Source organism: Pseudomonas corrugata (genome assembly GCF_001269905.1).
GTDB lineage: Bacteria > Pseudomonadota > Gammaproteobacteria > Pseudomonadales > Pseudomonadaceae > Aquipseudomonas > Aquipseudomonas corrugata.
Genome location: NZ_LHVK01000008.1, coordinates 460830 through 484755, shown reverse-complemented (window position 1 = coordinate 484755; position 23926 = coordinate 460830). Strand labels below are relative to the sequence as shown.

Sequence of the window (23926 nt, the reverse complement as noted above, 5' to 3'; positions counted from 1 at the left end):
ACAGCGTGTTATGCGATAGAAACTGTCAATTGGGCTGCTTGGGCGATCAGTTGCCGGAAAATTCGACGAAAGTGGCGATCACCCGGTCGATTTGCGCGGCACTGACGTCCAGGTGGGTCACCATCCGCAGGCGCGGTGCAGCAACCAGCTTGATGCCACGCTCAGCGGCAAACGCCTTGATTGCCTCGGCCCGTTCACCCATCTGCACATAGACCATGTTGGTCTGCACCGGCTCGACCTCATAACCCGCCGCCTGCAGACCTTCGGCAAGTCGCCGGGCATTGGCGTGGTCATCGGCCAGGCGCTGGACCTGATGTTCGAGGGCATACAGCCCCGCTGCCGCCAGGATTCCGGCCTGGCGCATGCCGCCACCGACCATCTTGCGCAGCCGGCGCGCTTTGTCGATCAACCCGACGCTGCCGCACAGGACCGAACCGACCGGCGCGCCCAAGCCTTTGGACAGGCACACCGACACCGAATCGAAATGCTGCGTGATCTCCCGCGCGTCGACGTTGAGCTTGACCGCTGCGTTATACAACCGCGCGCCATCCAGGTGCAGTGCCAGACCGTGTTCCCGGGTGAAACGCCGGGCCTGGGCCAGATACTCCAGCGGCAGCACCTTGCCCTGCATGGTGTTTTCCAGCGCCAGCAAACGGGTGCGGGCAAAATGGAAATCGTCCGGCTTGATCGCCGCTGCGACATGCGCCATGTCCAGGGAGCCGTCAGGCTGCACCTCAAGCGGCTGGGGCTGGATCGAACCGAGCACCGCCGCGCCGCCACCTTCGTATTTGTAGGTGTGGGCCTGCTGCCCGACGATGTACTCATCGCCACGCTCGCAGTGAGCCATCAATCCCAGCAGGTTGCTCATGGTGCCACTGGGCACGAACAGCCCCGCCGCGAACCCCAGGCGCCCGGCGAGTTCAGCTTCGAGGCGATTGACAGTCGGGTCCTCGCCATACACATCGTCGCCTGTCGGCGCGCCGGCCATGGCATCCAGCATGGTGGCGGAAGGTTGAGTGACCGTATCGCTGCGAAGGTCTATAACGCTCATGAATCTGGCCTCGGGTGTGGGTGTAGGGGAATTCCCTTTCGAATGGCAATTACTGCGGTCACGGCGATGAATAATCAAGACTGATCGAAGGAAAGGACAACAAAACCCTTGTGTGCGGTGGGAGCAAGCTTTGCTCCCACCGCTCGCTCCCACAGGGGGTTATGTGTTAAAAATCCTGCGCCGCCACACAGCGTAGCGGCAAAAACGTTCTCAGGGCGGGGTGTAATTCCCCACCGGCGGTAATTGCACTAAGTGCATAGCCCGCGAGCGCTTGGCGATGCACGGCTTTTTTTGCAGTGCGACGGCAAGGTCAGCAGACCCGGTGTGATCCCGGGGCCGACGGTCATAGTCCGGATGAAGAGAGAACGGGATCGGCACCCAAGGACCGCTTGCGGCTATCTGCGCGGCGTACCCTCGACTCCCCTTCGATTCATGACGCCCTGTTTTTCACACAAACAGGAACCAGAACATGCAACCCACTGCTATCGACAGCAAGATCAAACATCCGGGCGAACGCGTTGCGTTCATCCAGGCCTGCTGGCACAAGGAAATTGTCGACCAGAGCCGTAACGGCTTCGTCGCGGAAATGATCAACCAGGGTTATCAGGAAAGTGATATCGACTTCTTCGAAGTCGGTGGCGCCTTCGAGATCCCGCTGCACGCCAAGCTGCTGGCCAAATCCGGCCGCTACGCCGGCATCGTCGCCGCCGGCCTGGTGGTGGATGGCGGCATTTACCGGCATGAGTTCGTTGCCCAATCGGTGATCAGCGGCCTGATGCAAGTGCAGCTGGAAACCGAGGTGCCGGTGTTCTCGGTGGTGCTCACACCGCATCACTTCCATGCTGGGGAAGAGCACCAGAAGTTCTTCTTCGAGCATTTCGTGCACAAGGGCCAGGAAGCGGCGAAGACCTGCGCTGACACCTTGCACAAGACCCGGGCGTTGCGTCGTAGCGAACAGCGCGCCTTAGCCGTCTAAGCACCGCCCCGATGTGGGGCGAGCCTGCTCGCGATGACGGAGTGTCAGCCGCTATCAATGCCGACTGATACACCGCTATCGCGAGCAGGCTCGCTCCCACAAGGGTTCAGCGTTGGATTCAGGCCAGGTTTTCATCTGTCGCCGGCACAATCAGGATGCCCGCCCGCAAGCCATTCTTCACCTTGGGATTCGGGAAGATGATCCGCGCGCCCTCTTCTTCGACCACCCAACGGGTCTGGGCGATGTCTTCGGCCAGCACATAGCCTTTTCCCAGCTCCGAGAAGTTCTCGATGTCCGCCGGCAAGTTCAGGCGGAAGCTGTCGCTGTGCTTGATGACTTCCCGGGCCACGCTGAACAGCTGGAGACCATCCAGCCCTTCGTCCAGCTCAGGCTCGTTGCCTTCGATGATCTGCTTCAGGCGGGTTTCCAGCAGGCTGACATTGACGCCTTCGTTCTCCCCGAACGGCCGGGCCTTGCCCAGTTCCAAGGTAAAGGATTCGGCGTCGAGCTGGTCGTAGGTGTAGGCACTGAACACGATGGACGGCTTGTTCTGCAGCAGCACCGCCTCCATGCCCGCCGCACGCAGGCGGGCCAGTTCACGACGTGAATGCTGGCGACCTTCTTTCCAGGGGTACAGGGCGAACTGTTCGATCTTCGAGCCGCGGATGGCCGTGTGCAGGTCGTAATGCAAGCGACTGCGTTCAGGCCGACTGAAGAAGCTGGCGGCCAGCCGCTCCAGCTCGCACGCCCGCAGCGCCTCCGGGCCACCGCTCAGTTCATGACGGCCATTGAACAGCCGGTTGACGTCCTGTTCGACGAAACGCTCACCGCGACGGATGGCCTCGGGATTGCCGAACAGGAACAGAATGCGTGCCCGAGGTTTCACGTCCCCACGGGCGATGTCATGCAGCAGGCGGTCGAGCAACTCGATTGGCGCGGTTTCGTTACCGTGGATCCCCGCCGACAACAGCAGGTCCAGGCCATTATCCCGGGCTTCGGGCGGCTTGACCTCCAGCGCGCCCTCGCTCAACCAGCGCATCCGTACGCCTTCGACAGTCAGTTGAGTCTTCTCCGCCGGTTCACGGCCGGCGAGGGTCAGTTCAAGCAGTTTGCCGAGGGCGAGCATAGCGCGGTTTCCTTAATGGTCGTGGCCGCAATCCGGGCCATGGACATGGTCGTCGTCGCCGAGGTCGGCCGGTTCCATTTCCAGTTGCAGGCTGACCAGGTTGGTTGCCAACGGACGCAACAACAGGTTGGCGTATTCCTCATCCCCTTCCTCGACGTCCACGCCGATCAGCAACTGACCGCGGCCGTCCTGCTGGATCCACAGCTCCTTGCCCTGCCACATCACCGCCACGCGGGTGCAGGAGGTTTCCAGTTGGGTGCCGTCGGTGTCTTCAAGAATCAGCTGCAGTGCATCGCTCATGTTTTTACGTTCTCGTCTGGAGATAAGGCCACGCGCCCTGCTTTGACTGTAGTCAGGTCGCGCGCGCTTTCAATTGATCTGGAAAGGATAAACCGCGCCAAGTTTAAGGATTTGTGTCAGTTCATCCAGTGCCGACCGGCATTCGAGCAGCAATTGCGGGTCCGCCAGGTCGCTTTCGGTCATACGGTCGCGGTAATGCCGCTCGACCCACTGGGTCAGCGAATCGTACAGCGGCGCCGTCATGATAACCCCTGGGTTGACGGCCGCCAGTTCGGTTTCATTGAGCGCCACGCGCAGCCTCAGGCAAGCCGGGCCACCACCGTTCTGCATGCTCTGCTTGAGGTCGAAGACCTTCACTTCGCGAATCACCCCGCCAGAGCCCGTCAGGCCTTGCAGGTATTGCCAGACGCGTGGGTTGCTGCGGCATTCTTCCGGCACGATCAAGAGCATCGAGCCGTCGGGACGCGACAGCAGTTGGCTATTGAACAAGTAGGAACGTACCGCGTCATCGACGCTGACCGCGGAACGCGGCACACACACAGACTGAAATGTCCCACCGACCCTGGCGAGTTTGCCGCTCAGTTCGGCCAGCATCTTGTCGGTCTCGAGAAACGCGTCCTCGTGATAGAACAACACCTCGCCGTTGCCGACCGCGATCACGTCGTTATGAAACACCCCTTGGTCGATCACCGACGGATTCTGTTGGGCGTACACCACGCCCTCTTCCCGCAGGCCATGCAAGCGGGCCACCGCGCGGGACGCTTCGAGGGTCTGGCGTGCCGGATATTTCTGCGGTGCCGGGTAACGGGTGTCGAATGCACTGCGACCGAACACAAAGAACTCAACGCCCGCCTCACCGTAGGTCCGGCAGAAACGGGTGTGGTTGGCCGCCCCTTCGTCGCCGAACTGCGCCACTGCGGGCAACGCGGCGTGATGGGCAAAGTGCTGTTGATCGGCAAACATCGCTCCCAGTACGCGACTGGTGGTCGGGTGCTCGATGCTGCGATGGTATTTGCAGTTCAGGTTGGCAGCAGTGAAATGCACACGGCCATCAGCGGTGTCGGCGCTCGGGCTGACGGTGGCGGCGTTCGCCACCCACATGCTGGAGGCCGAGCAACTGGCGACCAGCAGCGGCATCGCTTCTTTCGCGGCCTGCTGGATGACCTCGGCGTCGCTGCCGGCAAAACCCAACCGGCGCAGGGCTGCCACGTCAGGGCGCTCCTGTGGTGCCAGCACACCTTGCTGGAAGCCCATGTCCATCAGCGCTTTCATTTTCGCCAGGCCCTGCAATGCCGCTTCCTTGGGATTGGAGCATGCCTGGCTGTTGCTTTGGGACGCGACGTTGCCGTACGAGAGCCCGCCGTAGTTATGGGTCGGCCCCACTAGACCGTCAAAGTTGACTTCAAAGGATTTCATCAGCGAGGCTCCACGAGGATCTGTTTTTTATAGGCATCAAGTAGCAACTGCGGCGCGGCCATCGCGGGCAAGCCTTGCTCCCACAGGAGGTTGCATAAAACCTGTGGGGGCAAGGTCAGTTCCCCCAGGGACCGCATGGAACCTGTGGGAGCAAGGCTTGCCCGCGATGGGTTTACACCATTCGCACACCCGGCGTGAGACTGGCTGGCATCACCAGGTCAGGTGTCTCCAGGGACGCTACCGGGTACGCACAATAGTCGGCCGCGTAATAGGCACTGGCGCGATGGTTGCCCGAGGCGCCGACACCGCCGAACGGCGCGCTGCTGGCGGCACCGGTCAATTGTTTGTTCCAGTTGACGATACCGGCACGGCTTTGCAGCCAGAACTGCTGGTAGCGCTCCTGGGAGTCGGACAACAAGCCGGCAGCCAGGCCGTATTGGGTGTTGTTGGCCTCGGCGATGGCCGCCGGGAAATCCGCGTAGCGGATCACTTGCAGCAGCGGCCCGAACAGTTCTTCGTCAGGACGTTCGGCCACCGCCGTCACATCGAGAATCCCTGGCGTCAGCAACGCGGCCTGGGGCTGGGGCTGAGTCATCGCCAGCAGCGCCACGGCGCCGAGGCCCAGCAGATGATTCTGTGCGTCCATCAAGACTTTCGCCGCGCCCAGGGAAACCACCGAGCCCATGAACGGCGCCGGTTGCTGATCGAACGCTCCGACTTCGATAGTCGAACTGACGGCCACCAGGCGCGCCAGCAGGGCATCACCCCACGCCCCTTCCGGCACCAGCAATCGGCGCGCGCAGGTGCAACGCTGGCCAGCGGAAATGAATGCTGACTGAATGATGGTGTAGACCGCCGCATCGACGTCCGCCACCTCGTCCACCACCAGCGGATTGTTACCGCCCATTTCCAGCGCCAGGATCTTGTCCGGGCGACCGGAGAATTGTTGGTGCAGCAGATTGCCAGTGCGGCTGGAGCCGGTGAAGAACAGCCCGTCGATGCCCGGATTCGCCGCCAGGGCGATGCCGGTTTCCCGGGCGCCTTGCAACAGGTTCAGCACACCCGCCGGCAATCCGGCTTCGACCCAGCACTTGACCGTCAATTCGGCGACTTTCGGGGTCAGCTCGCTCGGTTTGAACAGCACGCTGTTACCCGCCAGCAGCGCCGGCACGATGTGGCCGTTGGGCAAGTGGCCAGGGAAGTTGTAAGGGCCGAATACCGCCACCACACCGTGGGGCTTATGCCGCAGCACAGCAGTGGCGTCGCCCAGGGGGCCGCTCTTCTCGCCGGTCCGCTCACGGTAGCTCTGCACCGAGATGGCGACCTTGTTGATCATGCTGGTGACTTCGGTGGCCGCTTCCCACAGTGGCTTGCCGGTTTCCTCACCGATGCAGTGGGCCAGCTCTTCAGCATGGCTTTTCAGCGTCGAGGCAAAAGCTTCCAGCACCTGAATGCGTTCATCCAGGGAACGCCGGGCCCAGTCCGGGAACGCCTGGCGCGCAGCCTGCACCGCCGACTCGACTTGCGCAGCCGTGGCACCCTTGCCCGACCACAGCACTTGCTGGGTCACCGGGTTCAGGGACTCAAACATGTCGCCCTGGCCTTCCAGCCAGCTTCCCGCGATATACAGCGAGTTCATTATTTCGACTCCCGAGCAGCAGACAACGCAACGGCGCGCACTTGATCGCCGGCATTGAGTTGAAGACGTTTGGCGGTCAGCGGATCGACCACCAGGGTGCCCGAGGCGAAGCGCGCCGGTGCCGCCGTGATGCGACAATCCAGGCATTTGCGGTTATGGATGAGGAATGGCGTGGCGTCGTCGCCCGGCGTACCGATGGCCAGCACCAGGGCCTGGCTGTCACGGACAGCACGAATCTTGGCGGTTTCGCATTCCACGGCCGGGCCGGCATCGAAAATGTCGACGTAGCCTTGATAGTTGAACCCTTCGCTCTTGAGCATCGACAAGGCCGGTTCGGTGTCTGGATGCACCTGGCCAATCACGGCGCGGGCATCCTCGGACAGGAAACAGGTATACAGCGGAAACTTGGGCATCAGTTCAGCGATGAACGCCTTGTTGCCGACCCCGGTCAAGTAGTCGGCCTGGCTGAATTCCATCTTGAAGAAATGCCGGCCAAGGCTTTCCCAGAAAGGCGAACGGCCGGTGTCATCGGACATGCCGCGCATCTCGGCGATGATCTTGTTGCCGAACAGCTGCGGGTACTCGGCAATGAACAGCAACCGCGCCTTGGCCAGCATGCGGCCGTTGAGGCCGTTGCGGTAATCGGCATGGAGGAACAGCGAGCACAGCTCGGAATTGCCGGTCAGGTCGTTGGCCAGGAACAGCGTCGGGATTTCCCGGTAGATGTTCAGCTCCTGAGAAGCACTCACCGTCAGGCCGACACGGAAGTTGTACCAGGGCTCACGCAGGCCCACAGCGCCAGCGATGGCGGAGATGCCCACCACTTGGCCGTCATCGTTTTCGAGCACGAACAGGTAGTCCGCATCACCACGCCCGGCTTCGCCGCGAAAGGTCTTCTCGGCCCAACCGACCCTATGGGCCAGGCGCTCCTCGTTGGCCGGCAAAGTGGTCAGGCCGGTGCCAGTGCTGCGGGCCAGGGCGATCAGAGCGGGTAAATCGCTGCTGCGTACGGGACGAACGATCATGCTATCTCCTCAGACGGGCCGCTCATGCCACCCGCGAAACTCAGACTTAAACCGCCACCAGGCGCACGCTGGAGCCTTCGCCGACGCCCAGGGCCTCGGCTGCTTCCATGTCCAGGGTCACCGGTTTACCCGGCGCGTAATCGAGCTCGAGCAACACGGCGCGGTAATCCTGCAACTGGGCATTGGCCACCAGGTATTGCCGGCCGGCGCCCTTGACCGGCTCACCGAGCTTGACCGGCACCACACGGCTCTGGGCAATCGAGCGAATCCCCGAGACGCGGGCATGCAGGGTCGGGCCGCCGTCGAAGATGTCGATGTAATGATCAGTCTCGAAGCCTTCGCGCATCAGGATGTCGAAGGTAATCTGCGCACGCGGATGGACCTGCCCCATGGCTTCCTGGGCGGAGTCCGGCAGCAGTGGCACGTAGATCGGGTAATGCGGCATCAGCTCGGCGAGGAAGGTACGGCTTTTCAGCCCGCACAGGCGCTCGGCGGCGGCGTAGTTGAGGTCGAAGAAGTTGCGACCGATGGCGTCCCAGAACGGCGAATCGCCGTTTTCATCGCTGTAGCCGACGATCTCGGTCACCACCGAATCGGCGAACCGCTCCGGATGACTGGCGACGAACAGCAGGCGCCCGCGGGAATTGAGTTCCGCCCAAGGCGTCCCCACCAGGTCCCGGACCACATAGAAACTGGTCAGCAGGCTATTGCCGGTCAGGTCGTGGCACTGGGAGAGCACATGGATCTTGTTGTGGATCTTCAGCTCACGGGAGGCATGGACGAACGTCTCGTTGCGAAAGCTGTAGAACGGCTCGGAATAACCGGCCGACGCAACGATGGCCGAACAGCCCACCAGCTTGCCGGTGGCCGTGTCTTCAAGGACGAAGAAATAGCTTTCTTCACCGTTGAAACTGACTTCGGCGGCAAACGAGGCTTCGCTCGCGGCGATCTTGTCGCTCAAGCGTTCCACGTCATCCGGCAAGGAAGTGACACCGATCGGACTGTCCGCAGCCAGACGCTGTACTTCGCCCAGATCCGCCATTTGCGCGGGGCGCATCACCAGCATGGTGTCACTCCTTAACTTGAAATAAAGGGTTCGACCAAAAGGCCGACACAAAGAAAAAAACGGCTTCATGTGGGAGCAAAGCTTGCTCGCGATGCAGACACTGGGCTTCACCTGTCACAACGAGGCGATCCCATCGCGAGCAAGCTCAGCTCCCACTGGAACCTGGCTCCCCATGGAGCCGGTTTTCGGGATCAGGCTTGGATCAGCTTCGCCACAGCCTTCTCGAAACGATCCAGGCCGGCATCGATGTCGGCATCTTCCACCACCAGGCTCGGGGCGAAACGAATCACGTCGGGGCCGGCTTGCAGGATCATCAGGCCTTCCTGTTCGGCGGCATTGAAGATGTCCTTGGCCTTGCCTTTCCAGGCGTCGTTCAGCACGCAGCCGATCAACAGGCCCAGACCGCGTACCTGGGTGAACAGGCCGTACTTCTCGCCGATCTGCTCCAGGCGGGCCTTGAACTTGTGATGCTTGGCCTTGACGCCGTTGAGCACCTCAGGGGTATTGACTATATCGATCACCGCTTCAGCCACCGCGCACGCCAGCGGGTTGCCGCCGTAAGTGGTGCCGTGGGTACCGACGACCAGATGCTTGGCCAGCGCTTCGGTGGTGAGCATCGCCGCGATCGGGAAACCACCGCCCAGGCTCTTGGCGCTGGTGAGGATGTCCGGGACTACGCCGTAATGCATGTAGGCGAACAGATGGCCGCTGCGGCCCATGCCGGTCTGCACTTCGTCGAACACCAGCAGCGCATTGTGCGCATCGCACAGGTCGCGGGCGCCTTGCAGGTAGGCTTGCTCGGCCGGCAGCACGCCGCCTTCACCCTGGATCGGCTCCAGCACCACGGCGCAGGTCTTGTCCGAAATGGCCGCTTTCAAGGCTGCCAGGTCGTTATAGGGCACGTGGGTGATGCCGGTGATCTTGGGACCGAAGCCATCGGAATATTTCGACTGCCCGCCGACGTTGACGGTAAACAGCGTACGGCCGTGGAAGCTGTTGAGGGCGGCGATGATTTCGTACTTTTCAGTGCCGAAACGATCGAACGCAACACGACGGGCCAGCTTGAAGGCGGCCTCGTTGGCTTCGGCGCCGGAGTTGCAGAAGAACGCACGCTCGGCGAATGTCGCGTTGACCAGTTTATGGGCCAGGCGCAGGGCCGGTTCGTTGGTGAATACGTTGGAGACATGCCACAGCTTGTGGGCCTGTTCAGTGAGCGCGGCAACCAGCGCCGGGTGAGCGTGGCCCAATACGTTGACTGCAATACCACCGGCGAAATCGATCAACTCGCGGCCGGACTGGTCCCACACGCGGGAACCGGCGCCACGCACGGGAATGAAGGCAGCAGGCGCATAGTTGGGGACCATTACCTGGTCGAAATCGGCGCGTTGTACCGCGGCTTGCTCAACGGACATCGGAGTCTCCTGAAGAGAAACACTCGCCTGGAAATGGCGAGCTTGGTGAGGATTGTAAGGACAGTTTTCAGCCCGGCCTTGCCGCCAAGCGACAACTTCTTATAGCGCCAACCCCCGTTTTCATTGGGTTTATGGCAATGCGACAAATAGCGTCGCAAAGGCGCAGTTTAAACGTTGTCGGGGGACTTTAGGCGTCGACGTCCACATTTCCATTGCCAGACACAGATCACCTGTGGGAGCGAGCCTGCTCGCGATAGCGCAATGTCAGTCGACATCGATGCCAACTGAACCGACGCCATCGCGAGCAGGCTCGCTCCCACAGGTGTTTTGCGTAGACTGCCCTATTTTTGCGCCCCCCTGCCCTCCGGCGGGAGCTGCCTAACCGCGCTCGGCCGGCACCGACGACAACTCGAACGGACTGCTGCTGCGTCGCTGGTTGCGATCTTCCCGCGGCGTGGCGCCGAAGAAGTTGCGGTAGGCGCTGGAGAAGTGCGGCCCTGAGGAGAAACCACAGGACAAGCCGATCTGGATGATGGATTTGCTGGTCTGCATCAGCATCTGCCGGGCCTTGTTCAGGCGCAGTTCCAGGTAATACTGGCTCGGCACACGATTGAGGTATTGCTTGAAGATCCGCTCCAGTTGCCGGCGGGACACACACACGTGCTGGGCAATTTCGTCGGTGGTCAGCGGCTCTTCGATGTTGGCCTCCATCAGCAGCACCGCCTGGGTGAGCTTCGGATGGCTGGAGCCAAGGCGATTCTGCAATGGGATGCGCTGGCGCTCGCCACCTTCACGGATGCGCTCGACCACCAGCTCTTCCGACACCGCCCCGGCCAGTTCCGCGCCGTGATCGCGCGACAGCACCGCCAGCAGCAGATCGAGCACCGACATACCACCGCAGGCCGTCAGGCGGTCGCGATCCCAGTCGAACAAGTGGCTGGTAGCGATGACCTTGGGAAAACGCTCGGAGAAATCGTCCTGCCAGCGCCAGTGCACGGCGGCACGATAACCGTCGAGCAAGCCCAATTGAGCCAGGGGATAGACCCCGGCCGACAAGCCACCGATCACACAACCGGCACGCACCAGTTGCTTGAGTGCGCTACTCAGGTTGGAGGCCAGCGCAGCCGGCGGCTCATCGGCCAGCAGGAAAAGCTTCTGGAGGCCTTCGAGCTTGCCCGCCCAGGGTTCGCCAGGTAGTTGCCAGGCGCTCTCACCCGCAGGCTCGGCCTGCAAGAACGACAGCTCGTAGACCACTTCTGGATGCACCCGCTGAGCGACACGCAAGGCCTCCTCAGCCAGCGCCAGCGTCAAGGCTTTAGTGCTGGGCCAAATCAGGAAACCAATTCGATGGGCAGTCATGGCGGGCGATCCGAAACGAAAACAGTGTTAAAGCCAAAAGCGGCTGCAACCAAATTAGACCATCTGGCACGTGATGCGCAGCATGACCCAAATCAGGTGCGTAACGGGAGCAATTACTTGAGGCTGCCCGAAAGAAATTGTTGCAGGCGCTCCGATTGCGGATTGACCAGCACTTCACGCGGATTGCCGCTTTCTTCGACAATGCCTTTGTGCAGGAACACCAATTGGTTCGACACCTCGCGGGCAAAGCCCATCTCGTGGGTCACCACCACCATGGTCCGGCCTTCCAGGGCCAGGGCTTGCATCACCTTGAGCACATCGCCCACCAGCTCCGGGTCGAGGGCTGACGTCGGTTCGTCGAACAACATGACTTCCGGCTCCATCGCCAGCGCCCGGGCAATCGCCACGCGCTGCTGTTCGCCGCCCGACATGTGGCCCGGATAAGCGTCCTTGCGATGGGCCACGCCCACTTTGTTCAGATAATGCTCGGCCTTTTCGCGAGCCTCGGCCTTGGAGACGCCCAGGACATGCACCGGCGCTTCCATGATGTTTTCCAGCGCGGTCATGTGGGACCACAGGTTGAAGTGCTGGAACACCATTGCCAGCCGCGAACGCATGCGCTGCAGTTGCTTGGGGTCCGCCGCCTTCAACGCACCATCCTTGTTGGCCACCAGTTTCAGCTCTTCGTTGTTGAGCAGAATCTTGCCGGCATGGGGTTGCTCAAGCAGGTTGATGCAACGCAGGAAGGTACTTTTGCCAGAGCCACTGGAGCCGATGATGCTGATCACATCACCGGCGGCGGCCTTCAGGGACACACCCTTGAGCACTTCGTGACTGCCATAGCGTTTATGCAGGTCTTGGACTTCGAGCTTGTACATGCGGTCGGTTCTCACAAAACGTCAGTCGTTGGGCAGTCGATCGGGTCGATGCGTTATCAGTGCTTGCGCGGGGCCAGGTAACTCAGCCAGCGACGCTCGGCCAGCTTGAACAGGCGCACCAGGATGAAGGTCAGGCACAAATAGAACACGCCGGCCGTGATGTAAGCCTCGAACGGCAGGTAATACTGGGCGTTCACCGTGCGCGCGGCACCGGTGATGTCAATCAGGGTCACGATGGAGGCCAGGCTGGTGGTCTGCAGCATCATGATCACTTCGTTGCTGTATTGCGGCAGCGCCCGGCGCAGGGCCGACGGCAGCAGGATCCGGCGATACAGCGTAAAGCGCGACATGCCCATGGCCTTGGCCGCCTCGATTTCGCCATTGGGCGTGGCCCGCAGGCTACCGGCGATGATTTCAGCGGTGTAGGCACTGGTATTGATGGCGAAGGCGAGACACGCACAGAACGTCGCGCTGGACAGCCACGGCCAGAGAAAGCTCTCGCGCACGGCCTCGAATTGCGCCAACCCGTAGTAGATCAGGAACAATTGCACCAGCATCGGCGTGCCGCGAATCACGTATGTGTAGAGCCAGGCCGTCATGTTCACGACCGGCTGCTTGGACACCCGCATCAGCCCCAGGGGCAGCGCCGCCAGCAGACCGAAGAACAGCGACAGTGCCAGCAACTTCAAGGTGGTCAGCAGACCGCCGAAGTACAGCGGCAAGGCTTCATAGATGACGTTGTAGTCGAAGATCATAGATCAGCCGCCCTTACGCCTACCGAGTAGCGCTTCTCAAGGTGACGCAATGCCAGCAACGAGACGCTGGTGATCACCAGGTACATCGCCGCCACTGCCAGGAAGAAGGTGAACGGCTCACGGGTGGCATCTGCCGCCTGCTTGGCCTTGAACATCATGTCTTGCAGGCCCACCACCGAAATCAGCGCGGTCGCCTTGGTCAACACCAGCCAGTTGTTGGTGAAGCCCGGAATCGCCAGGCGAATCATCTGTGGCACCAGCACCCGGAAGAACACCTGGAACCCGCTCATGCCATACGCCATGCCCGCCTCGGCCTGCCCCTTGGGGATCGCCATGAACGCGCCGCGAAAGGTTTCCGACAGGTAGGCACCAAAGATAAAGCCCAGGGTGCCAATACCCGCCGCCAGCGGATTGAGGTCGATGTAGTCGTCATAACCGAGTATCGGTGCCACGCGATTGAGCAGGTCCTGGCCGCCGTAGAAAATCAGCAGGATCAGCACCAGGTCAGGAATACCGCGAATGACCGTGGAATACAGGTCACCCAGCCACGCCAGCCAGCGCACCGGCGAGAGGCGCAACGCGACACCGATCAGTCCCAGGACAATGGCCAGGGCCATGGACGACAAGGCGAGCTGAAGCGTCAACCATGCGCCATCGAGGATGACAGCCCCGTAGCCTTTCAACATGATTCAGGTCCTCGAAAGTGGGATGAAAAAATGGCGCAAACCGCAGGGAGCCTGTTGCTTGCGCCATTTCGCACGAGTAGCGGGACGGTGTTACTTGCCGTAGATGTCGAAGGCGAAGTATTTATCCTGGATTTGCTTGTACTTGCCGTTCTCGCGAATAGCAGCGATGGCGCCATTGATCTTGTCTTTCAGGGCATCGCCCTTACGAACTGCGATCCCTACGCCGTCGCCGAAGTATTTGACGTCGGTGAAGGCCGGCCCCACGAATGCGAAGCCTTTGCCGGCATCGGTCTTCAGGAAACCGTCATCCAGCAAGGTAGCGTCTGCCAGGGTGCCGTCGAGACGACCAGCGGAAACGTCCAGGTAGATTTCGTTCTGCGAACCGTATGGCTTGATCTCGGCACCCAGCGGGGCGAGGACTTCACGGGCAAAACGCTCGTGGATCGAACCGCGCTGCACGCCGATGTTCTTGCCCTTGAGCTCGGTCAGGCCATCGCTGACCTGGGTGCCGGCCTTCATTACCAGACGGGCCGGGGTGTTGTAGTACTTGTTGGTGAAGTCCACGGACTTCTTGCGATCTTCAGTGATCGACATGGAGGACAGGATCGCATCGATCTTGCGCACCTTGAGTGCCGGGATCAGACCGTCGAACTCCTGCTCGACCCACACGCACTTGACCTTCATCTCTTCGCACAACGCGTTGCCGATGTCGTAGTCGAAACCGACGATGCTGCCATCCGGGGCTTTGGAGGCAAACGGAGGGTAAGCCGCTTCGATACCGATCTTCAGGGGCTTTTGATCGGCGAATGTCGGCAGGGACAGCACGGACAGTGCCAGGGCGCCAAGCAGCACAAGTTTCTTCATCTTGGGACTCCATCGGTAAAGGGCAAAACGGCAGAGTGAGCAACAGCCCAATATGCGAATGGGTGAAACAAACGTAGGTGCTGCGTCCTAGGAATCGGGCGTTTTTTTCAACGCAGGCCACGACGAGCGAGTGATCGGCATTCTAACGACAGGCCCGAAGCCGATATTTCTTCAATGCGACAACAAATTACAGAAGCACCGAGAAAGCAGTTCGAGCACATTGACAGCCTGGCAAATTCATGCAAGGACAAAAGAAAGGAAACCAATACACATTGCAAATTGCGGGCCCATTATTCGCAAACCCTTCTAATCCGGCAAGCACAGCGTGTCGGCTTATTTTAACGAGAAGCTGCGGACGCTCTGAAACGGGGCCTGGCGTTTCCCATCGCCTCGGTAGGGTGCCTTTGGTTACACATTTAGAAACATCGGTAACGCTTCGAAAGAGCTGACGCGGAACGTCGATATTTATTCGCAGACCTTTCCACACTGATCGTTCCCACGCTCCGCGTGGGAATGCCTCTACGGACGCTCCGCGTTCGGCTCCCAGGGACGCAGAGCGTCCATGGCTGCATTCCCACGCGGAGCGTGGGAACGATCAGTCAGCTCCCAAGAAAAAGCCCCGCCGGGCAATTACCGGGCGGGGCTTTCAGGGATCACAAACCGTCGTCAGGCGACGTTCATGGTCTTGTGCGTCTCGATCAAATGCGCCACCACACCCGGATCGGCCAACGTGGAGATATCACCCAACCCGTCATATTCCGCCGTGGCGATCTTGCGCAGGATGCGGCGCATGATCTTGCCGGAGCGGGTCTTCGGCAAACCGGGTGCCCACTGGATGACATCCGGCGATGCAATCGGACCGATCTCCTTGCGCACCCAGTTCTTCAGTTCCAGGCGCAGGGCTTCGCTGGTTTCTTCGCCGGCATTGAGGGTGACATAGACATAGATGCCCTGCCCCTTGATGTCGTGCGGCACACCGACCACCGCCGCTTCGGCGACTTTCGGGTGGGCGACCATGGCACTTTCGATCTCGGCGGTACCCATGCGGTGGCCGGACACGTTGAGCACGTCATCCACGCGGCCGGTGATCCAGTAGTAACCATCGGCATCGCGACGCGCACCGTCACCGGTGAAATACATGCCGCTGAAGGTCTTGAAGTAGGTGTCGACGAAACGGTCATGGTCGCCGTACAGCGTCCGCGCCTGGCCTGGCCACGAATCGAGGATCACCAGGTTACCTTCGGCTGCACCTTCGATCAGGTTGCCGAGGTTATCCACCAGTGCCGGCACCACGCCGAAGAACGGACGCGTGGCCGAACCCGGCTTCAACGCCGTGGCACCTGGCAGCGGGCTGATCAGCACGCCACCGGTTTCGGTCTGCCACCAGGTGTCGACGATCGGGCAACGTTCCTTGCCGACGTTCTTGTAGTACCAGTCCCAGGCTTCCGGGTTGATCGGCTCACCCACCGACCCCAGCAGGCGCAGACTGCTGCCATCGGCGCCTTCGACGGCGGCGGTGCCCGAGGCCATCATCGCGCGGATGGCGGTAGGCGCGGTGTAAAGGATATTGACCTTGTGCTTGTCGATGACCTGGGCCACCCGGGTGATGTCCGGATAGTTCGGCACGCCTTCGAACAGCAGCGTGGTCGCGCCGTTCGCCAGCGGGCCGTAGACGATGTAGCTGTGGCCGGTGACCCAGCCGACGTCGGCGGTGCACCAGTAGACCTCGCCCGGCTTGTAGTCGAATACGCGCTCATGGGTCAGGGCCGCATACAGCAGGTAGCCCGCCGTGGTGTGCTGCACGCCCTTGGGCTTGCCGGTGGAACCGGAGGTGTAGAGGATGAACAGCGCTTCTTCAGCGCCCATTTCCTTTGGCGCGCAAACGGTACCGGCGACTTTCATCAGGTCTTCGTACCAGATGTCGCGGTGCTGGTTCCACTTGATGTTGCCCGCGGTGCGCTTGCACACGATGACTTTCTGGATGCTGCTGGTTTCCGGGTTGGTCAGCGCGTCGTCGACGTTGGCCTTGAGCGGGATCTTCTTGCCGGCGCGAACGCCTTCGTCGGCGGTGATCACCACTTTGGATTTGCAGTCGATGATGCGACCGGCCAGTGCTTCAGGGGAGAAACCACCGAACACCACCGAGTGAATCGCGCCGATCCGGGCACAGGCCAGCATGGCGACCACAGCCTCTGGGATCATCGGCATGTAGATGGTCACCACGTCGCCGCGATGCACGTCCTGGCCGCGCAGAGCGTTGGCGAACTTGCAGACTTCTTCGTGCAGTTCACGGTAAGTGATCTTGCGACTCTCGGCAGGGTCATCGCCCTCCCAGATAATCGCAACCTGATCGCCACGCTCGACCAGGTGACGGTCGAGGCAATTGTAGGAAACGTTCAAGGTGCCGTCGGCAAACCACTTGATATCGACATGGTGATCGTCGAAGGAGGTCTGCTTCACCGTGGTGAACGGCTTGATCCAGTCGAGGCGCTTGGCCTGTTCGCGCCAGAAACCATCCGGGTTGACCACCGACTGCTGGTACATGGCCTTGTAGGTCGCCTCGTCAGTCAGCGTATTGGCTGCTACCTCGGGACGAACGGGATACAGAGAAGCCGCACTCATGTTTCTTACCTCGGTGACATAGTTGTTTTTGTATGGTCCCGTTGTAGCCCGGGGCGGGCCTATAGAACCATTCGACGATGGTAGTAACAAGTCCCTACAAAATGTCGGTACAAACGTGCAAGACCCATCCACACCTGAATTTCAGTGAATACCTGTTTTTGTCACCAACATAGATCCCCCGTGGGAGCGAGCCTGCTCGCGATGACGCCAGCCAATCCAAAACAGATCCAACAGGAAGTCTTCGACTCCTGGCGATTATTACCAAATCAACCAAAAGTCTTTATCAAAACCCGGTCTGTTTGCATCCACCCCCACTCCCTAGAATCCACCTCGCCAACCGGCAAATACGATTGACGCAACACAGCCCCCACGAAGGCCGTTAATCAAACTTCCCAAACCTGCTCCACACGCAACCCCAAAAAGGTTGCGTGACCCCACTCGACCTCAAAAAAGGTGAAATCAGATGAAAGCTTTATGGGTTCTGGTCCTCGGCAGCCTCTGCGCAACGGCGATGGCAGACGAGGCCCCGACCGATGTCGCTCAGCAAAAACCTGCCATTGAGGAGTACACCTATTCCACCCATCTGGACATCGCCAAAGTCATTTTCATGAGCACCGTCCCGAACGTCTGCGAAGTGGTCCCGGCAAAGATGGAATACGAAGACTCCAAAGGCCAACGGCACATCCTGCGCTACAGCGTCATGGGCAATGGTTGCTCCAACGGCTAACCAACTTGAACGAACCAGGAGTCATCCACTTTGAAATACAAACTCTTCTGCGCCTTGGCCCTGTCCGTACTGGCCGCCAATAGCTTCGCCGCCGACGGCTTCGATCGCACCGGTTCCGCCGCCGCAATGAACCGTCACGACCTCACCAACGCCGCCACGGTCGATACCGACCACCACGCCCCTACCGATCCGAGGACCGTCGCCGCCGATGGCAGCGACCGCTCCGGCTCGGCCCATACCGATTGATCATTATTGGCAGTTTCCATGGCCCGACTCCGGTCGGGCCTGGTTGTGTCTGGAACCAATGAAAACCCTCCACAAACACAACATGTAGTGTAAATTCGCAAAAACCGGTTGTTTTTTGATCAAAAAATCACCTCATCCGATTCATGCAAAAAAAATCTGTAACCGCCAAAGCCTTGTAAACTCTCGCTCCAGCGCGGATACGCCCCCCACCGCGCCCTCCGTGGGCGATTTCGCCGCACCACGTAGGCAAAAAAGTCCTTATAATGCCGCCTTAAACGGGCCTGCAATATTCCCTTACAGGGGATCAAGCCAGCCTGAAGCCCACGCAAAGGCCCATCGCCTCTTCGCGTTCACAGCCGCTTCAGCATGACCCGTACATTTTTCTGTTTATTGCCTGCGTCAGCTGCAAGAAACGATTTTCCAAGATCCACCGCCGCCAGCAGGCCTTCACCAGGCTTCTGGCCCTCACGCAGGAGACGACACGTCATGCTGAGCTGGGACGAATTCGACAAAGAAGACGGCGAAGTCGCTGTAAAAGGCGCCAATGCCGGCCACGCTTCTGAAGCCAACATGGACCGCCTCGACAGCGCTGGCGGCGCCGCCGCGCTCGAAGCCCGCGCCGTGACGGCCAGCGACTCGGCCGCGATCATTCGCGCCAAGGCCGCCCTCGACAAACTCGACGTCGCCGAAGGCCTCGCCGAACTCGAAGGCGCCTCTGCCCGTGTCGCCGTCGATGAAAAGCGCATGATCAACTGCCGCGCCGACCTCAACCAGCTCGTGCCATTCAAATACGACTGGGCCTGGCAGAAGTACCTGGACGGTTGCGCAAACCACTGGATGCCGCAAGAAGTCAACATGACCGCCGACATCGCCCTCTGGAAAAACCCGGAAGGCCTGACCGACGACGAGCGCCGCATCGTAATGCGCAACCTGGGCTTCTTCTCCACCGCCGACTCCCTGGTCGCCAACAACCTGGTCCTGGCCGTATACCGCCTGATCACCAACCCGGAATGCCGCCAGTACATCCTGCGCCAGGCCTTCGAAGAGGCGATCCATACCCACGCCTACCAGTACTGCATCGAATCGCTGGCCATGGATGAAGGCGAAATCTTCAACATGTACCACGAGATCCCATCGGTCGCGAAGAAAGCCGCCTGGGGCCTGAAGTACACCCGTTCGATCTCCGATCCGAAATTCGAAACCGGCACCCCGGAAACCGACAAAGAGTTGCTGCGCAACCTGATCGCCTACTACTGCGTCCTGGAAGGCATCTTCTTCTATTGCGGCTTCACCCAGATCCTCTCCATGGGCCGCCGCAACAAGATGACCGGCGTCGCCGAGCAGTTCCAGTACATCCTGCGCGACGAATCCATGCACCTGAACTTCGGCATCGACGTGATCAACCAGATCAAAATCGAAAACCCGCACCTGTGGGATGCCGAGATGAAGGAAGAAGCGACCCAGATGATCCTGCAAGGGACTCAGTTGGAGATCGAATACGCCCGTGACACCATGCCTCGCGGCGTATTGGGCATGAACGCGGCGATGATGGAGGACTATCTGAAGTTCATCGCGAACCGTCGTCTGTCGCAGATTGGGTTGAAGGAAGAGTACCCAGGGACCACCAACCCGTTCCCTTGGATGAGCGAGATCATGGACTTGAAGAAAGAGAAGAATTTCTTTGAGACGCGGGTGATTGAGTATCAGACCGGTGGTGCGCTTAGCTGGGATTGATGTCGAGAGAAAAATCCCAAGCTGGCCTATCAGCTGACGCTTAACTAAAAACCCCGTGAAAACGGGGTTTTTTGCATTTGCAGATTCAACCGTGTTTAACGCTAGAACAGACACACTGCCTTTACCCTACGAAAAACTCAGAATCGTTCCGCATTGACACCTTGTCACCTCGTTACCTATCGTAGTCGCAGGTGCCTAAGAAACGCCCAACGTAGTAGCTGACCGCCGAACAGAGAACCGCGTATGGTCTAAGGACCTATGCATTCTTTGCAAAGCAAAAGCTTGTTGGGATTTTTCTTCTTACATCCTCTACGTCGGGCTCACGCCGCTAACTCCATACGTAGAGGTCGTTATGCTCAAAAAGAAACCATCTCGTTCTCCACATGCCTCGGAGATCGATTATGCATGAAGCCTACATCCCGTCGGTTTTCACCCGCCACAACCGCCACCTTCACGCCCTCCTCCTGGAAAACCAACCTTGGTTCTGCGCTCGCGACCTTGGGCGATTGATGGGTGTGCATCTGAACGACCGCATGGTCAGCAAACTGGACGAAGACCAACGACACGTTCTGTTAATCCGCTACCACGGCCAGCCTGAAAAACGACTGATGCTAAGCGAATCTGGTGTCTATGCCCTGCTGGTTTACCACTACGCACCGGGGAATCGCTTGTTGCGGGAGTGGCTGACGCATCAGGTGGTGCCGGCACTGCGAGACGCGCAGGCGCCAAGCGATACGAACCGACCAATGCTGAGTGTTTTGGACTGGCCGGAAATGTCCATGAGTCTGCTCCATTGGCAAAACGACGGCTGGATTCGGCTTAGGGACATGCCATGTCTGTTGCTCAACCGAACGCGTGGCCGGGCGAGGTCGATCAAGCCGTGGTGGCGTAGATTGCTTGAGGTATTTCATGTGTCTGGGCATTCAGTTTCCTAGGAACATTCCGAAGGAATGTCTCCGCCTTTTCTGTAGGATTTTTCATAGACAAGGGTAATGGCCAGTCAGTATCGTCCGAGGGTTTTCAACCCTCGGCGGCTGCATGGACACACCAACTGAAAAAAGTGGCTGGAGCGATGACGAGCTTGAGGCGTCGGTCGATGCGTACCTGATGATGCTCGCCCGCGAGTTAAGCGGTCAGACATTCAAGAAGTCGGTTGAGAACCAGCTTTTACGTGATGGACCGCTGAGTAAGCGCAGTGCCTCATCGGTGGAATACCGCATGCAAAATATCTCGGCGGTGTTGGAACAGATGGGGTTGCGGCGCATCAGCGGCTACATGCCTGCCAAGAACATCGGGGCGGGTGTGGCTCAACGGATCCGCAAGGTGCTCGCCAATAAGGTAGTACCTGGCGCCGATGAAGTTGCTCCGACATTTGATCAACGAACTTTGATCAGCCGAGCCTCGAAGCTTCAAAAAAAAGGACTCAAGGTCGAGCCATCAGGGAACCCCAATCCGCCGCAGGTCAGCACGACTACGACGGCCTATGTTCGGGATCCGAAGGTTCGGGCGTGGGTTGCTGGGTTGGCGAAAGGTGTCTGCGAAGGTTGCGGCCAGAAGGCACCGTTCGAGGTGGATGGGTTACCGTTTCTTGAAGTACATCATGTGAAGCATTTGGCGCAGCAAGGGTCGGACAGTATTACTAACGCCGTTGCGTTGTGTCCGAACTGCCATCGGCGGTGTCATCTTGCCAGTGATCGAGAGGCGTTTACTCTGTCGTTGTATGAGAGGGTTGGGCGGCTGATCATTGAGTGACGACATTTAGTTAAAGCGGGGATAGGACAGGGCTTCAGTCCCACTTCTACTGGAGATATTTAATGGCTAACGAGTTTAAAAGTGAGGCCTTCGAGTCGATCCACAGCTCGGCTGAAGCACTGCTGAAAATCGGCGCTATCGACGAGGCCACCATGGGCGAGTTCGACGAGGTCTGCATTGGCGAGGAGCCTGCTGAAATCCCGCCTGCTCAGAGCTGAGCATCGGGCCCAAGGGATGTCTCAAGCCCAACGTAACAGTCAGCACACCATCGAACTCTGTGGCGAGGGGATTCATCCCCGCTGGGCTGCGAAGCGGCCCCAAACCCAGGCATTTCGGTGTATCAGACAGATTGTAATTGTCTGTGTTGGGGCTGCTTCGCAGCCCAGCGGGGATGAATCCCCTCGCCACAGGGCCTGCGTTAAGCAGACTGTCTATCAAACATGCCCTGCATTGACTGATCCATAGCTGCGATTTTGTAATGCATTGAAAACATTCAGTGCAACCCGCCCCGTCTCCCGCTATTAATACCCTCCCCCACTCAAGGACCCGAGCCCGCCATGAAATTCGACCTCGCCTACTGCCGCAGCCTCGACGACAAGCTGTCGATCTATGACGTGCGCGATTTGAACTTCGACGAGACGGTGGATTTCGATTCGGCGAAGGAACAATTCCAATGCCCCAACGATGCCTGTCGGGCGGCGTTCGATACGACGAATGTGCTGGGCACGTTCAACGCCAAGAATGTGAATTACGTGCGCACGCCGCATTTCAAGAACATTCCCAGCACGCGGCATGTCGAGGGTTGTCCTTATGCCAGCCTGAAAACTCCGATAACCGGCCTGGAGGTGGACGCTGCGGAAGCGGATGACGGCCGGGAGGAAAACTTTCCTTCAGAGCTGTTACTGACCCGGCGTGAGTATGTGCGCAAGCCTTCCAGCCCGGCGGTGGCGGCGGACGTGATGGGCGAAGAGCGAGCGCCTTCAACTGCCCGTCATGTCGAGCATACGAGCCGCGACTCGGCACCGGACAAGACCAGTGTCTTCGCTCATCCGGTGGAATGCTTTGTGTCGAATTACGCGGACAAGGACCTGCTCAAGCGCATGCCGCTGAAGATTGGCGAGCACACGGCGCCCTATGCGTCGTTCTTCAAGAAGATCGAATACCTGCTGGACAACAAGGGGCTGATCTACTGGGGCAAGATCAAGAAGATCGAGGATTATCACAGCGCCAGCTTTCGCGTCGACTTCGAGCAAAAGGTCTGGGTCAAGTTACCGGGCGAGGCGAAGAAACGGCCCTATTCGGTCAACGTTTACCTGAGCAAGAAGCTGATCGATCAGTACCGTAAGCGCAAAGCGTTTCTGGAAGAGATCAAGCATGCCGCCGAGAGCGAGCGGGATCTGTACTGCTTCTTCTATGGCGTGACGCCGGAGCTGAAGCAGGTACCGAGCAAGAAAAACCCCGAACAGACGTTCGGGGTGTTCAGTGCCCAGATCGAGAACCTGGATCACTTCATCATTCGTGAAGCGCCGGGGTTGGCCGATAGTTGATCTCGCCTTGGGCTGACAGCAACCCTGCACGCGTCGGTATTTCTGTTCATAGTGCACCTTGGGCAAGTTGCCGCTCGAATGCCCACATTTCCCGTTTCACTTCCATACGTCGTTCACGGGCTTTCTGGAGGCTGGGCTCATCCAGGCCACCATAACGCCGCAACCAGTGAATGATCATTTCCTCATCGGGGAAGTAATAGTCCTTGTGCCCCTTGCTGCTTCTCGGCGTGTTGTTCATATCACCATCAAAGCGGCCTGCGGAGAATTCATCAGAAGGCAACGTTCCCCACTCTGCGGCGCAGTCCTCGAAAACCCAGGAGATTTCGTTGATGTGCTTTTGCGCACCGCGATGGCCGCGCTTGTAAAAAACGTACTCATGACAACTTTCCTGGAAGCGGGCCATCATTGGCTCGTCATCGATCCAGTGCAAAAGGTCATATTGCCCGGCGTGGCGCATCAAGCCATTGATCCAACGCTCGGAAAACCGATGAATAAAACCTTCCACGTCAGCTTTTTTGGCGTCAGCGAAGATCATGCAATAACGTGTATGCACGTGGATGACGAACAATACGTGCTTGCGTTGCACAGTGATGGCATGGACCAGCCACTGTTCGGCGAATTCAACCACCTCATCGTCCTCGATAACGGGTGACGGTGGCTTCTCCATGGGAGTGATTTTCTTGCCTTTGTGCACGCGGCTAAAGAAGTTACAAGCCGCTTCGGTGCAATTGAAGATCAACATGCT

General features: G+C 59.4%; 23 protein-coding genes and 1 riboswitch. Of the genes, 8 read left to right on the top strand and 15 right to left on the bottom strand.

The features are described from left to right. Positions 1 to 46: 46 nt before the first annotated feature. Positions 47 to 1051, bottom strand: a complete 1005-nt coding sequence (ltaE, locus tag AD665_RS13395) for a low-specificity L-threonine aldolase (protein ID WP_053192403.1) — start codon at positions 1049 to 1051, stop codon at positions 47 to 49. Positions 1052 to 1253: 202 nt separating this feature from the next. After that, positions 1254 to 1422: riboswitch (FMN riboswitch) on the top strand. A 98-nt stretch (positions 1423 to 1520) separates the two neighbouring features. Between ltaE and AD665_RS13390 the strand changes: the two genes are divergently transcribed. After that, the gene (locus AD665_RS13390) at positions 1521 to 2027 is read left to right on the top strand and encodes a 6,7-dimethyl-8-ribityllumazine synthase (protein WP_024776527.1); all 507 of its coding nucleotides are present in this window, start codon (positions 1521 to 1523) and stop codon (positions 2025 to 2027) included. 118 nt (positions 2028 to 2145) lie between these two features. On the opposite strand, the gene astE is transcribed toward AD665_RS13390, so the two are convergent. The 13 genes from astE to acs form a co-directional block, all read right to left on the bottom strand. After that, positions 2146 to 3153, bottom strand: a complete 1008-nt coding sequence (astE, locus tag AD665_RS13385; protein WP_053192401.1) for a succinylglutamate desuccinylase — start codon at positions 3151 to 3153, stop codon at positions 2146 to 2148. Between the two features lie 12 nt (positions 3154 to 3165). After that, positions 3166 to 3453: a hypothetical protein gene (locus AD665_RS13380; RefSeq protein WP_024776525.1), complete on the bottom strand. Its 288-nt coding sequence runs from the start codon at positions 3451 to 3453 to the stop codon at positions 3166 to 3168. Between the two features lie 69 nt (positions 3454 to 3522). After that, positions 3523 to 4869 carry an N-succinylarginine dihydrolase gene (gene astB / locus AD665_RS13375; RefSeq protein WP_024776524.1) on the bottom strand — a complete coding sequence of 449 codons (1347 nt, stop codon included), beginning with the start codon at positions 4867 to 4869 and terminating at the stop codon, positions 3523 to 3525. Between the two features lie 172 nt (positions 4870 to 5041). Next, complete coding sequence (astD, locus tag AD665_RS13370) at positions 5042 to 6511, bottom strand: succinylglutamate-semialdehyde dehydrogenase (protein WP_167355740.1); 1470 nt, start codon at positions 6509 to 6511, stop codon at positions 5042 to 5044. Then, the gene (gene astA / locus AD665_RS13365) at positions 6508 to 7533 is read right to left on the bottom strand and encodes an arginine N-succinyltransferase (protein WP_024776522.1); all 1026 of its coding nucleotides are present in this window, start codon (positions 7531 to 7533) and stop codon (positions 6508 to 6510) included. The genes astD and astA overlap by 4 nt, the downstream gene beginning before the upstream one ends. Positions 7534 to 7579: 46 nt before the next feature. After that, positions 7580 to 8599 carry an arginine/ornithine succinyltransferase subunit alpha gene (aruF, locus tag AD665_RS13360; RefSeq protein ID WP_024776521.1) on the bottom strand — a complete coding sequence of 340 codons (1020 nt, stop codon included), beginning with the start codon at positions 8597 to 8599 and terminating at the stop codon, positions 7580 to 7582. Between the two features lie 191 nt (positions 8600 to 8790). Beyond that, positions 8791 to 10011, bottom strand: coding sequence for an aspartate aminotransferase family protein (locus tag AD665_RS13355; RefSeq protein WP_053192399.1), 1221 nt, complete (start codon positions 10009 to 10011; stop codon positions 8791 to 8793). 378 nt (positions 10012 to 10389) lie between these two features. Continuing rightward, positions 10390 to 11370: a transcriptional regulator ArgR gene (gene argR / locus AD665_RS13350; protein WP_024776519.1), complete on the bottom strand. Its 981-nt coding sequence runs from the start codon at positions 11368 to 11370 to the stop codon at positions 10390 to 10392. A 113-nt stretch (positions 11371 to 11483) separates the two neighbouring features. Next, complete coding sequence (locus AD665_RS13345; protein ID WP_024776518.1) at positions 11484 to 12248, bottom strand: ABC transporter ATP-binding protein; 765 nt, start codon at positions 12246 to 12248, stop codon at positions 11484 to 11486. 56 nt (positions 12249 to 12304) lie between these two features. Next, positions 12305 to 13003, bottom strand: a complete 699-nt coding sequence (locus tag AD665_RS13340) for an ABC transporter permease (protein WP_053192397.1) — start codon at positions 13001 to 13003, stop codon at positions 12305 to 12307. Beyond that, positions 13000 to 13689: an ABC transporter permease gene (locus AD665_RS13335; RefSeq protein ID WP_024776516.1), complete on the bottom strand. Its 690-nt coding sequence runs from the start codon at positions 13687 to 13689 to the stop codon at positions 13000 to 13002. Before AD665_RS13335 ends, AD665_RS13340 begins: the two co-directional genes overlap by 4 nt. 90 nt (positions 13690 to 13779) lie before the next feature. Next, on the bottom strand, positions 13780 to 14553 hold the full coding sequence (locus AD665_RS13330; RefSeq protein WP_024776515.1) for an ABC transporter substrate-binding protein: 774 nt from the start codon (positions 14551 to 14553) through the stop codon (positions 13780 to 13782). 666 nt (positions 14554 to 15219) lie between these two features. Next, complete coding sequence (gene acs / locus AD665_RS13325) at positions 15220 to 17175, bottom strand: acetate--CoA ligase (protein ID WP_053192395.1); 1956 nt, start codon at positions 17173 to 17175, stop codon at positions 15220 to 15222. 463 nt (positions 17176 to 17638) lie between these two features. Here acs and AD665_RS13320 point away from each other — a divergent pair, with 463 nt between their 5' ends. The 7 genes from AD665_RS13320 to AD665_RS13290 all read left to right on the top strand — a co-directional run bounded on the left by AD665_RS13320 (position 17639) and on the right by AD665_RS13290 (position 23181). After that, entirely contained in the window at positions 17639 to 17902 is a 264-nt protein-coding gene (locus tag AD665_RS13320) for a DUF2790 domain-containing protein (protein ID WP_053192393.1), read from the top strand. Positions 17903 to 17932: 30 nt separating this feature from the next. Next, entirely contained in the window at positions 17933 to 18148 is a 216-nt protein-coding gene (locus AD665_RS13315) for a hypothetical protein (protein WP_053192391.1), read from the top strand. A gap of 486 nt (positions 18149 to 18634) precedes the next feature. Beyond that, complete coding sequence (locus tag AD665_RS13310; protein ID WP_024776511.1) at positions 18635 to 19882, top strand: ribonucleotide-diphosphate reductase subunit beta; 1248 nt, start codon at positions 18635 to 18637, stop codon at positions 19880 to 19882. A gap of 401 nt (positions 19883 to 20283) precedes the next feature. After that, on the top strand, positions 20284 to 20817 hold the full coding sequence (locus AD665_RS13305) for a BRO-N domain-containing protein (RefSeq protein ID WP_024779572.1): 534 nt from the start codon (positions 20284 to 20286) through the stop codon (positions 20815 to 20817). Between the two features lie 103 nt (positions 20818 to 20920). After that, a complete protein-coding gene (locus AD665_RS13300) occupies positions 20921 to 21634 on the top strand; it encodes an HNH endonuclease (RefSeq protein ID WP_024779571.1) in 714 nt (237 codons plus the stop codon). 62 nt (positions 21635 to 21696) lie between these two features. Next, positions 21697 to 21852 (top strand): hypothetical protein, encoded by a 156-nt coding sequence (locus AD665_RS13295; protein ID WP_024779570.1) that lies wholly within the window; start codon positions 21697 to 21699, stop codon positions 21850 to 21852. Positions 21853 to 22191: 339 nt separating this feature from the next. Next, positions 22192 to 23181, top strand: a complete 990-nt coding sequence (locus tag AD665_RS13290) for a hypothetical protein (RefSeq protein ID WP_053192389.1) — start codon at positions 22192 to 22194, stop codon at positions 23179 to 23181. A 46-nt stretch (positions 23182 to 23227) separates the two neighbouring features. Here AD665_RS13290 and AD665_RS13285 read toward each other — a convergent pair whose 3' ends face one another. Continuing rightward, positions 23228 to 23923 carry a DUF6933 domain-containing protein gene (locus AD665_RS13285; protein ID WP_053192387.1) on the bottom strand — a complete coding sequence of 232 codons (696 nt, stop codon included), beginning with the start codon at positions 23921 to 23923 and terminating at the stop codon, positions 23228 to 23230. Positions 23924 to 23926 lie beyond the last annotated feature (3 nt).

What these genes read in the sequence shown, in the direction of transcription:
- ltaE (WP_053192403.1), bottom strand. Translation starts at nt 1,051, where the DNA reads ATGAGCGTTATAGACCTTCGCAGCGATACGGTCACTCAACCTTCCGCC.
- AD665_RS13390 (WP_024776527.1), top strand. Translation starts at nt 1,521, where the DNA reads ATGCAACCCACTGCTATCGACAGCAAGATCAAACATCCGGGCGAACGC.
- astE (WP_053192401.1), bottom strand. Translation starts at nt 3,153, where the DNA reads ATGCTCGCCCTCGGCAAACTGCTTGAACTGACCCTCGCCGGCCGTGAA.
- AD665_RS13380 (WP_024776525.1), bottom strand. Translation starts at nt 3,453, where the DNA reads ATGAGCGATGCACTGCAGCTGATTCTTGAAGACACCGACGGCACCCAA.
- astB (WP_024776524.1), bottom strand. Translation starts at nt 4,869, where the DNA reads ATGAAATCCTTTGAAGTCAACTTTGACGGTCTAGTGGGGCCGACCCAT.
- astA (WP_024776522.1), bottom strand. Translation starts at nt 7,533, where the DNA reads ATGATCGTTCGTCCCGTACGCAGCAGCGATTTACCCGCTCTGATCGCC.
- aruF (WP_024776521.1), bottom strand. Translation starts at nt 8,599, where the DNA reads ATGCTGGTGATGCGCCCCGCGCAAATGGCGGATCTGGGCGAAGTACAG.
- AD665_RS13355 (WP_053192399.1), bottom strand. Translation starts at nt 10,011, where the DNA reads ATGTCCGTTGAGCAAGCCGCGGTACAACGCGCCGATTTCGACCAGGTA.
- argR (WP_024776519.1), bottom strand. Translation starts at nt 11,370, where the DNA reads ATGACTGCCCATCGAATTGGTTTCCTGATTTGGCCCAGCACTAAAGCC.
- AD665_RS13345 (WP_024776518.1), bottom strand. Translation starts at nt 12,248, where the DNA reads ATGTACAAGCTCGAAGTCCAAGACCTGCATAAACGCTATGGCAGTCAC.
- AD665_RS13340 (WP_053192397.1), bottom strand. Translation starts at nt 13,003, where the DNA reads ATGATCTTCGACTACAACGTCATCTATGAAGCCTTGCCGCTGTACTTC.
- AD665_RS13335 (WP_024776516.1), bottom strand. Translation starts at nt 13,689, where the DNA reads ATGTTGAAAGGCTACGGGGCTGTCATCCTCGATGGCGCATGGTTGACG.
- AD665_RS13330 (WP_024776515.1), bottom strand. Translation starts at nt 14,553, where the DNA reads ATGAAGAAACTTGTGCTGCTTGGCGCCCTGGCACTGTCCGTGCTGTCC.
- acs (WP_053192395.1), bottom strand. Translation starts at nt 17,175, where the DNA reads ATGAGTGCGGCTTCTCTGTATCCCGTTCGTCCCGAGGTAGCAGCCAAT.
- AD665_RS13320 (WP_053192393.1), top strand. Translation starts at nt 17,639, where the DNA reads ATGAAAGCTTTATGGGTTCTGGTCCTCGGCAGCCTCTGCGCAACGGCG.
- AD665_RS13310 (WP_024776511.1), top strand. Translation starts at nt 18,635, where the DNA reads ATGCTGAGCTGGGACGAATTCGACAAAGAAGACGGCGAAGTCGCTGTA.
- AD665_RS13305 (WP_024779572.1), top strand. Translation starts at nt 20,284, where the DNA reads ATGCATGAAGCCTACATCCCGTCGGTTTTCACCCGCCACAACCGCCAC.
- AD665_RS13300 (WP_024779571.1), top strand. Translation starts at nt 20,921, where the DNA reads ATGGACACACCAACTGAAAAAAGTGGCTGGAGCGATGACGAGCTTGAG.
- AD665_RS13295 (WP_024779570.1), top strand. Translation starts at nt 21,697, where the DNA reads ATGGCTAACGAGTTTAAAAGTGAGGCCTTCGAGTCGATCCACAGCTCG.
- AD665_RS13290 (WP_053192389.1), top strand. Translation starts at nt 22,192, where the DNA reads ATGAAATTCGACCTCGCCTACTGCCGCAGCCTCGACGACAAGCTGTCG.
- AD665_RS13285 (WP_053192387.1), bottom strand. Translation starts at nt 23,923, where the DNA reads ATGTTGATCTTCAATTGCACCGAAGCGGCTTGTAACTTCTTTAGCCGC.